Source organism: Sphingomonas sp. GC_Shp_6 (genome assembly GCF_026540835.1).
In the GTDB taxonomy this organism is placed as follows: domain Bacteria; phylum Pseudomonadota; class Alphaproteobacteria; order Sphingomonadales; family Sphingomonadaceae; genus Sphingomonas.
Map to the genome: position 1 here is coordinate 40,696 of NZ_JALNUO010000021.1, position 9,839 is coordinate 50,534.

4 protein-coding genes are annotated in these 9,839 nt (G+C 69.7%); all 4 read left to right on the forward strand.

What is annotated here, in order from left to right:
• Nucleotides 1-84 precede the first annotated feature (84 nt).
• Entirely contained in the window at nt 85-1,467 is a 1,383-nt protein-coding gene (locus OXQ95_RS16915) for a diaminobutyrate--2-oxoglutarate transaminase (protein ID WP_267382678.1), read from the forward strand.
• Entirely contained in the window at nt 1,457-2,977 is a 1,521-nt protein-coding gene (locus OXQ95_RS16920) for an aspartate aminotransferase family protein (protein WP_267382680.1), read from the forward strand. The genes OXQ95_RS16915 and OXQ95_RS16920 overlap by 11 nt, the downstream gene beginning before the upstream one ends.
• Nucleotides 2,974-6,219: an Npt1/Npt2 family nucleotide transporter gene (locus tag OXQ95_RS16925; protein WP_267382683.1), complete on the forward strand. Its 3,246-nt coding sequence runs from the start codon at nt 2,974-2,976 to the stop codon at nt 6,217-6,219. Before OXQ95_RS16920 ends, OXQ95_RS16925 begins: the two co-directional genes overlap by 4 nt.
• Nucleotides 6,220-6,353: 134 nt before the next feature.
• On the forward strand, nt 6,354-9,839 hold a 3,486-nt coding region (locus tag OXQ95_RS16930), incomplete at its 3' end, for a filamentous hemagglutinin N-terminal domain-containing protein (RefSeq protein WP_267382685.1).

Sequence of the window (9,839 nt, forward strand, 5' to 3'; positions counted from 1 at the left end):
GACTCAATCTTCCCAATATCGTGAGATTGGTCTACGTGCGCGGCGCGGCCGAAGGGGATCGGCCGATGGGGGAATGTCGGCGTTATGGTGCTCGCACAGGAGCGTGTCGAGGAGGCGCGCGGCAACAGCTATTATCTCGCCAACCAGGACGAACGCGAATCCTCCGCGCGCACCTATGCGCGCAAGTTCCGGCTGGCGGTGGCCAAGGCGTCGGGCATCACGCTGACCGACACCGACGGCCGCGTGTATTACGACTGCCTCGCCGGTGCCGGCACCTTCCCGATCGGCCATAACCACCCGCATGTGATCGAGGCGGTGCGCCGTCAGCTCGACAGCGGCATGCCGTTCCAGACGCTCGACCTGACGACGCCGGTGAAGGACGCCTATACCGCCGCGCTGTTCGACACGCTGCCGCCCGAATTCGCCAAGCGTGCGAAGATCCAGTTCTGCGGCCCCACCGGCGCGGACGCGAACGAGGCCGCGGTGAAGCTGGTGCGCACCGCGACGAAGCGTTCGACCATGCTGACGTTCCGCGGCGCTTATCACGGGATGACGGTAGGCACGCTCGGCCTGTCGGGCAATCTGTCGCCCAAGACGAACCTGCCCGGCGTCAGCAACGATTCGCAGTTCCTGCCCTATCCCGACCAATATCGCTGCCCCTTCGGCATCGGCGGCGAGGCGGGGCTGCGCGCGAACACGCATCTGATCCGCACGCTGCTGGAGGATCCGGAATCGGGCGTGATCCCGGCGGGCATCATCCTCGAGGCGGTTCAGGGCGAGGGCGGCGTGATCCCCGCCGACAACCGCTGGATGACCGACCTGCGCGCGCTGACCCGGGAACACGCGCTGCCGATGATCGTCGACGAGGTGCAGAGCGGCTGGGGCCGCACTGGGCGCCTCTATGCGTTCGAACATTCGGGCGCGATCCCCGACGTGCTCGTGCTGTCCAAGGCGATCGGCGGCGGCCTGCCGATGTCGGTGGTGATCTATGACGAGAGCCTCGATCTGTGGGGCCCGGGCGCGCATGCCGGCACGTTCCGCGGCAACCAGATGGCGATGGCGGCCGGGCTCGCCACGCTCGAGGTGATCCGCCGCGAACGGCTGCCCGAACATGCCGAGGCGGTGGGCGCGTATCTGGTGGAGCGGCTGCGCGCCATCCAGGCCGAGACCGGCCTGATCGGCGACGTGCGCGGTCGGGGCCTGATGATCGGCGCCGAGGTGGTCGATCCTGACGGCCGGCCCGACGCGCTCGGCCATCCGCCGCAGGACGGCCGGACGGCGGCGGCGATTCAGCAGCATTGCCTCAAGCGCGGCCTCATCATCGAACTGGGCGGGCGCTTCGGCGCGGTGGTTCGCTTCCTGCCGCCGCTGATCGTCACTCGCGCCGACATCGATGCGATCTGCGACATCTTCGCCGACGCGGTCCGCGCCGCCGCCGCCGAGCGGAGCCGCCCCGTTGCCGTCTGATCGCTTCGACGCCGATTTCCTGACGCGCGCGCCCGCGGGCACCGCTGCCTTCCGTGCTGCCGTCACTGCCAGCACCGAGGCGCTGATCGACAGCCATGCCGGCACCGGACGCTGCTTTTCGGGCGCGACGCCGCAGGACATCGCCGCCGCGATCGCCGCGATCGAGGTGTGTCCCGACGAGGGGATCGGGATCGAGGCGGCGATCGCGCGCGTCGCCGATCTGGTGCTCAGCCAGTCGGTGGTGGTGAGCGATCCCGATTGCCTCGGCCATCTCCACTGCCCGCCGCTGATCCCCGGCATCGCCGCCGAGCTGATGATCGGCGCCACCAACCAGTCGATGGACAGTTGGGACCAGGCGCCCGCCGCCACCTATCTCGAACAGCATGTGATCGAATGGCTTGCCGCGCTCGCCGGCATGGGCGACGAAGCCGACGGCATCTTCACCAGCGGCGGCACGCAATCGAACTTCATGGCGCTGCTGCTCGCGCGCAACCTGTTCGGCCAGGCGCAGGGCTGGCGCATCCGCCGCGAGGGCATGCCCGCCGATGCGCAGCGGCTGCGCATCCTGTGTTCGGACGTCGCGCATTTCTCGGTGCAGCAGTCCGCCGCGATTCTGGGGCTCGGCGAACGCGCGGTGGTGACGGTGCCGACCGACGCGCGCAAGCGGATGGATCCGGCGGCGCTGGCCGCCACCATCGCGGCGCTGCGCGCCGACGGCCTGCTCCCGTTCCTGGTGGTCGCGACCGCGGGTACGACCGATTTCGGCAGCATCGATCCGATCGCGGCGATCGCCGACATCTGCGCGGACGAGACGTTGTGGCTGCACGTCGATGCGGCGTTCGGCGGCGGGCTGTTGCTGAGCGATCGGCACCGGCATCTGCTCGACGGGATCGGCCGCGCCGATTCGGTCACCGTGGATTTCCACAAACTCTTCTATCAGCCGATCAGTTGCGCCACCTTCCTGGTGCGGCGGCGCGGCGATTTCGACGCGATCCACCTCCATGCGGATTATCTCAATCCGGAAGAGAATGTAGAGGCGGGCGTGCTCGATCTGGTCGGCAAGTCGATCCAGACGACGCGGCGCTTCGACGGGTTGAAGCCGTTCCTGACGATGCAGGCGCTGGGCCGCCGGCATCTGGCGGCGATGATCGACACCACGATCGCGCTCGCCGCCGAGGTCGCGACGATGATCGAGGGCGACGACGCGCTCGAACTCGTCGCCGCGCCCACGATCAACGCGCTCGTCTTCCGCTTCGCGCCCGCCGGCGCGGATGCGGACGCGCTCGATCACGCCAATCGCGAGATCCGCCGCCGGCTGCTCCATCAGGGCCGCGTGCTGCTGGCGGGCACCAAGGTGGACGGGCGCAGCTATCTGAAATTGACGATGCTCAATCCGCGCACGCAGCCGGAGGGCGTCCGCGCCATCCTCGATGCGGTGACCGGGATGGGCCATGGGCTGCTGCGCGGGGACGGCGCCGCACAGGAACTCCGGGGGGAGACGATCGCATGAGCATGGCCGAAACCCAGACATTGCCCGCGCCGAGCGCGGGCTGGGCGGCGCGGATGACGCCCGAGATCAAGCTCACCATCCTGCTGTTCTTCTTCTCGTTCTTCATCGCCGGCGTGCCGCGCGTCTTCACCCAGAACGCGTCCTACAGCCTGTTCATCGCCGCGTACGGCGCCAAGGCGGTGCCCTATGCCTATATCGCGCAGGCGATCTGCGTGCCGATCGGCGGCTGGATCTACCTGATGGGCGAGCATCGGCTGAAGCTGCGCACGCTCATCCTGACGACCTTGTGCGTCAACGCCTCGGTGCTCGTCCTCTTCCGCATCGGCCTGTATCTGCAGGTGCCGCTGGTCGCGGGCGCGACGATGGTGTGGTTCGAGATCGAATTCGTGCTCTCCAGCCTGTTGCTGTGGGGCCTTGCCAACCAGCTCATGACGCTGCGCCAGGGCAAGCGCCTGTTCGGCTTCATCGTGGCGGGCGAGCCGGTCGCGGTGATCGTCTGCGGCCTCGGCACGTCGCTGCTGATGCGCTTCCTGACCACGCCCGACCTGTTCCTGCTGTCGGCGGCGGGCGCGATCATCGGCTTCTTCCTCGTGCTCTACATCACCGCCAACTACGCGCCGCCGGCCGATGCGGCGGGCGGCGAGGAGGAGCATGCCCCGGCCGAGGGCGAGCCCGCTGCCAAGGCGTGGTGGAAGGAAAGCTATATCCTGGTGATGATCGGGATGATCGTCGCGTCGCAGCTGATCTTCTTCTTCAACGACGAAACCTTCTACATCGCGGTCGACGAGCGCTATCACAACGAAGAGGCGATCGCGAGTTTCCTCGGCGTCTATTCGGCGGTGATGGGCAGCATCAGCCTGGCGGTCAGCCTGTTCGTGGCGGGGCCGCTGGTGCGGCGCTTCGGCGTGCGCGGCGGCCTCATCACATTGCCCGCCTTGCTGTTCGTCGGCGCGATCGTCGCGGTGGTGACCGGGCAGATGTTCGGCGTCGCCACTGCGCTGTTCTTCGTGCTGGTAACCAACAAGGTGATCGACCAGTCGTTCCGCTACACGCTCGACAAGACGACGACGATCACGCTCTATCAGCCGCTGCCCGCCGCCAAGCGGATGAAGCTGCAGGCCGCGCTGGAATCGATGATCGAGCCGGTGACGGGCGGCGTCGCGGGCCTGTTGCTGTCGTTCATGATCCATGTGCTGGGCTTCAGCGCGATCGGCGTCAGCGCGGTGATGGCGGCGATCCTCGCGGCGTGGCTCGGCACCGTGTTCGTGGTGTCAAAAGGCTATACCGACGTGCTACGCCGCGCGGTGGCGGGGCGGCAGTTCGATTTCGATCCCGATGCCGCGCTGTCTGGCGATGCGCTCGTTGCGATCCGCCAGGGACTGGCCAGCCGGCACGTCGGCGAGGTGCTCTATGCGCTCCACGTGCTGGGCGGCCGGCCCGAGGGGCTGGCGGTGGCGGACGTCGCGCCGCTGCTCGCGCATGCCGAACCCGCGGTGCGGATCGAGGCGGCGCAGTGGTTCGAGGCGCGGCAGGACGCCGGCGGCCTCGCGCTCGTGTCCGGGCGGCTCGCACAGGAGCGGCTGCCTTCGGTGCGCGGCGCGCTGATCGCGGCGATCGCGGGCAGCGCGGGCGAGGACGCGGTCGAGCATGTGCTGCCCTATCTCGATGCGGAGACCGAGGCCGAGCAGGTCGGCGCCTATCAGGGGCTGATCCGCCACGGCGGCATCGAGGGCGTGATCGCCGCGGGCAATCGCCTGATCGCGGATATCCAGAGCACCGATGCCAATCGGCGCCAGCTCGCCGCCGACGTGATGCAGCGGGTCGGCTCGCACCTCTTCTATCGCCCGCTGCTGCGGCTGCTCGACGATCCGAACGAGGAGGTGCGCGCCGCGGCGCTGGCGGCGGCGGGGGCGATCCACGCGCCGCAGCTCTGGCCCGCGATCCTCGACAGCCTGAAATCCGCGCGGCTGACGCAGCCGGCGATCGCGGCGATCGGGATGATCGGCGACGACATGCTCGAGCCGCTGGCCGCGCTCTATGCCGATCCGGCGACGGTGCGCGCGACGCGCCGCGCCGCGATCGCCGCGGCGGGGGTGATCGGCACGCCGGCCGCGGCGACCTGGCTGATGACGCTGATCGAGGAAGGCGAGCGCGTGCTGCGCCATGCCGCCCTCGCCGCCCTCTGGCGGATCGGGCACAAGGCGACGCCCGCCGAGCGGCCGCGCGTCAAGGCGCAGCTCCATGCCGAGGTGGACACCGCGGCCTGGATGCTCGCCGCCTGGGCCGATTGCGCGCATGACGACGAGGGCCAGGCGCTGGTCGCGCGCGCGCTCTCGGACGAGATCGACAATACGCAGGAGGCGATCTTCCACCTGCTCGGGCTGCTGGTCGACAAGGTCGACATGCACGAGGCGCGGCTCCGCTTCGTCTCGGGCGGCGCGACGCAGCGCAGCTATGTGCTCGAGATGCTCGACAATTCGCTCGACATGGACGTGAAGCCCGCGGTGCTGCCGTTCCTCGAGCCGGAAACGCTCGAGGGGCGCAACCTCTCGCTCGGCAAGCGCAGCACGTCGGGCGGCCTCGCGGGCGTGGGCGGCGTCGCCGAGACGTCGGAGGCGCGGCTCGGCGCCTGGGCACCGGCCAGCGCGCTTTATGCGCTGGCGCTGATCGGATCGGAGGCGGCCGAAGAGGCGGTCTCGGCCGCACGGATGGTCGAGGACGCGGTGCTGCGCGAAACGGCGGAATGGATCGCGGGGGGCAAGACCCGGGTAGGGGAAGGACGGACCATGTTGTTGACGATCGAAAAGGTACTCATCCTGCGCAGCGTCGGCATCTTCTCGCATGTGCGCGAGAGTTCGCTGACGCAGGCCGCGCAATCGGTGCGCGAAGTGCCGGTGAAGGCCGGGCAGACGGTGTTCGCGCAAGGCGATTTCGGCGACGCGCTCTATATCGTCGCGAGCGGCCGGCTGCGGGTGCATATCGGCGACAAGCAGCTCGCCGAGATCGGCGAGCGCCAGGTCGTGGGTGAGATGGCGGCGCTCGATCCCGAGCCGCGCTCGGCCTCGGTCACCGCGATCGAGGACAGCCTGTTGCTGCGCATGTCGAGCGACAATCTGGAACGGCTGATCGGCGACGACATCCGCGTCGCGCGCGGCATCATCCACGAATTGTGCGACCGGCTGCGCAAGGCGAACACGGCGCCCGCCGCGGCTCCGGTGGCGCTGGCCGCCGAGCCAGCCTGAGCCGCCATGTCGTTGTGTTTGCCCCATGTCTTGCGATCATGTAGGGCACCGTTCGGGCGCCTTTCCGATCGAGCGATCGCGAAAGCGGCGACATGCATCGGCGTGGTCGCGTTCGTCCCCGGGATAGCCACGCGATGATCCTCGACACGCCCGCCCGCGCGTTCTCCGTCATGGCGCGCACCAGCTTTCGCGCCTGCACTAGCTTCGCGCTGATCCACCTGCTGGCGACGACGCCGGCCGCGGCGCAATCGATCGCCGGCCCGCAGGTGAGCGCGGGGGCCGCGAGCGTGGCGGGCGTGGGCACGACGAACGTCGTCGTCACCCAGACGACCGACAAGGCGGTGATCGACTGGCGCGCCTTCTCGGTCGACAACGGCACCAGCGTGGCGTTCCGCCAGCCCGGCGCGGGGTCGATCGCGCTCAACCGCATCACGGGTTCGGGCCAGACGCGGATCGACGGTTCGCTCGTCGCCAACGGGCAGGTGTGGCTGCTGAACCCCAACGGCGTGCTGATCGGCGCGGGCGGGCAGGTGAACGCGGCGGGCTTCCTGGCGTCCACGCACGCGATGAGCAACGCCGATTTCCTGGGCGGCAACTACACGCTCACCGGCGACGGATCGGCGGCGGGCGTGACCAACCTCGGCGCGATCGTCGCGGCCGATGGCGGCTATGCGGTGCTGGCGGGCAACCATGTCGCCAATGCCGGGCTCGTCCAGGCGCGGCTCGGCACCGTGGCGCTGGGCGCGGGCAAGACGATGGTGCTCGACGTGGTCGGCGACAAATTGCTGTCCTTCGCGGTCACCGCGCCGCTGAGCGTCGTCGCCACCGGCGGCGCGCTGGTCGACAATGCGGGCACGCTGTCGGCCAGGGGCGGCCAGGTGCTGATGACCGCGCGCGCGGCGGCGGGCGTCGTTAGCGGCGTCGTCAACACCACGGGGCTGATCGACGCCACCGCGGTGAGCCGGCAGGGCGGCACGATCGTGCTCGACGGCGGCGACGCGGGGCTCGTCTATGCGGCCGGCACGCTGGATGCGAGCGGCAAGGGCGCGGGGCAGACCGGCGGCTCGGTCGGCGTGTTCGGCGACACCGTGGTGGCGGGCGCTGGTGCGACGCTCGATGCCAGCGGCTATGCGGGCGGCGGTACGATCGCGGTGGGCGGCGGCTGGCAGGGTGCGAGCGTCGGCGGCCATGCGAGCGCGGTACGCGCGGGGCTGGCGGCAAGCGCGACGCTGGACGCCAGCGCGCTCTCGAACGGCGACGGCGGCACGGTCACCGTGTGGTCCGACGTCACGAACGCGGCATCGCAGACGCTGGCTTACGGCACGATCCTCGCACGCGGTGGCGTCGGCGGGGGCAATGGCGGCCGGATCGAGACGTCGGGCCATGATCTCGACACCGCCGGCGTGCGCGGGTCGGCCGCGGCACCGTTCGGCGCGGCGGGGCTGTGGCTGTTCGATCCGTATAATGTGGAGATCGTGGCGGCGGGAACCAATTCACCGACCATCCTCAATCCGGGTTTCGCGACCGGCGACACGAGCGGATGGACGCAGATCATCGCGGGCGGCACCGCCGCGGTCGTCACCAGCGCGAATTCCTCGTCGAACGTGACGTACAAGTCGCAGATCGCGGGTGACAATTATTTCCTGCTCGCGGGCGGCGGTACGGTCAGCCAGGGTAATGGCGTCAAGCAAAGCTTCACGGCAACGGCAGGGCAGACCTTCACGCTCTATGCCCTGTTCCTGGGTGCGGAGAGCGCCAATTATGGCAGCTTCAACGACAACGGGATCGTCACGCTAAAGCTGCCCGACAACACGACGCAAACGCTCTATTCCCAGTCCATGTCGACCGCTGGATCCAGCGCGACCGTGCCTTGGCAGAGCAAGCTCGTCACCCTGACGCAAACCGGCAATTATACCATCACGGCCACCAGCGCCAACATCGGCGACAGTTCCGTACCGTCGCATCTGGGGTTCGAACTGGCCTTGTCGAATGCCAGCTCAAGCGGTGCCTTCGCAACCACCGCTTTCGGCCAGACCTGGACGCCCACTGCTACCGCCTCCAAGGTCGACGTCTCGCAGATTACCGGCTTCCTGAACGCCGGCACCAACGTCCAGATCACCACCGGGGCCGCGAATCAGGGCGGCGAAGCCGGCAACATCACCGTCAACGCCGCGATCGCCAAAACCGCGGGCGGCGCCGCGACGCTCCGGCTGGATGCGGCCAACGCCATCGTCGTGAACCAGACGATCGGCTCGACCAGCAATGCGCTGAACCTCGTGCTGAACGCGGGCGCCGGCGGCATCGCGCTCAACGCGGGCGTGGGCACCAATGGCGGCAGCCTCGCGCTCAGCACCACGGGCGCGGCGACCCAGACCGCGGCGCTCACCGCCGGCGCGCTGACGCTGAACGGCACCGGCGGCAGCTACACGCTCACCAATGCCGCCAATAACTTCCAGACGCTCGGCGGCAACACCGGCACGATCGCGGTCGCCAACGCCGCCACCGCGACGACGCTCGCCGCGCTCGCGACCAGTGGCACGCTCGCCATCACGGCCGCCGGCACCGTGACGCAGACGGGCGCACTCACCGCGCCGACGCTGTCGCTGTCGGGTGGCAGCTACACGCTGACCAACGCGGCGAACGCAGTTGGCACGCTCACTGGCACGGCCGCCGCGGCGACACTGACCGACGGCGCGGCGGTCACCATCACGGGGTTCGCGAGCACGGGCGCCTTCGCGCTGACGGGCGGCGGCGCGGTTACGCTGGCGGGCAACGACGGTTTCGGCGCCGATGCGACCGTGTCGAGCCCGGGCGCGATCACGCTCGCCAGCGGGGCGCGGCTGACGAGCGCCGGTACGCTCGCGCTGCGCGCCGGCACCAATTTCACCAACCAGGCCGGTGCGTCGGCGATCGCCACCACCGGCAGCGGCCGCTGGCTGATCTATTCGCAGGCGCCGTCGGGCGATCAGTTCGGCGGCCTCGCCAGCGGCAACGCGGCGCTGCTCGGGCGCGCGGCCGGTGCCACCGTCACCGAAGCGGGCAACCGCTATGTCTTCGCGGTCACGCCGACGATCACCGTCACGCCCGCCGGCACGCACAAGACCTATGGCGACACGCTGACCGCCGCGGGCGTCCCTTACGCCGCGACCGGGCTGATCGACGCGAGCGCCTATGGCAACGTCTTCACCCAGGACGTGCTGTCGGGCGCGCCCGGCGTCGATCCAAGCTATGGCGGATTGGCCGCGACCGCCTATGCCGGCACCTATCAGCTCCATGCGACGCAGGGCAGCCTCTCCGCGCCGCAGGGCTATGGCTTCGCCTTCGGCGCGGCGACGCTGACGGTCGACCCCCGCACCCTCGTGCTCGCGGCCGTGACCGACAGCCGGGTGTACGACGGATCCACCGCATCGGCCGCGACGCCGATCGTCACCGGCCTGGTGAACGGCGACACGGTGAGCGGCGCGGCGCAAAGCTTCGACAGCCGCAATGCCGGCACCCGCACGCTGAGCGTCGGCGCCGTGACCGTCAACGATGGCGCCAACGGCTACAACTACACCATCACCCGCCAGACCGCCGGCGGCAGCATAACCGCCAAGGCGCTGACGGCCTCGCTGACGGGC

Excerpts from the sequence above, each read along its gene's own strand:
- OXQ95_RS16925 (WP_267382683.1), top strand. The coding sequence starts at position 2,974 with ATGAGCATGGCCGAAACCCAGACATTGCCCGCGCCGAGCGCGGGCTGG.
- OXQ95_RS16915 (WP_267382678.1), top strand. The coding sequence starts at position 85 with ATGGTGCTCGCACAGGAGCGTGTCGAGGAGGCGCGCGGCAACAGCTAT.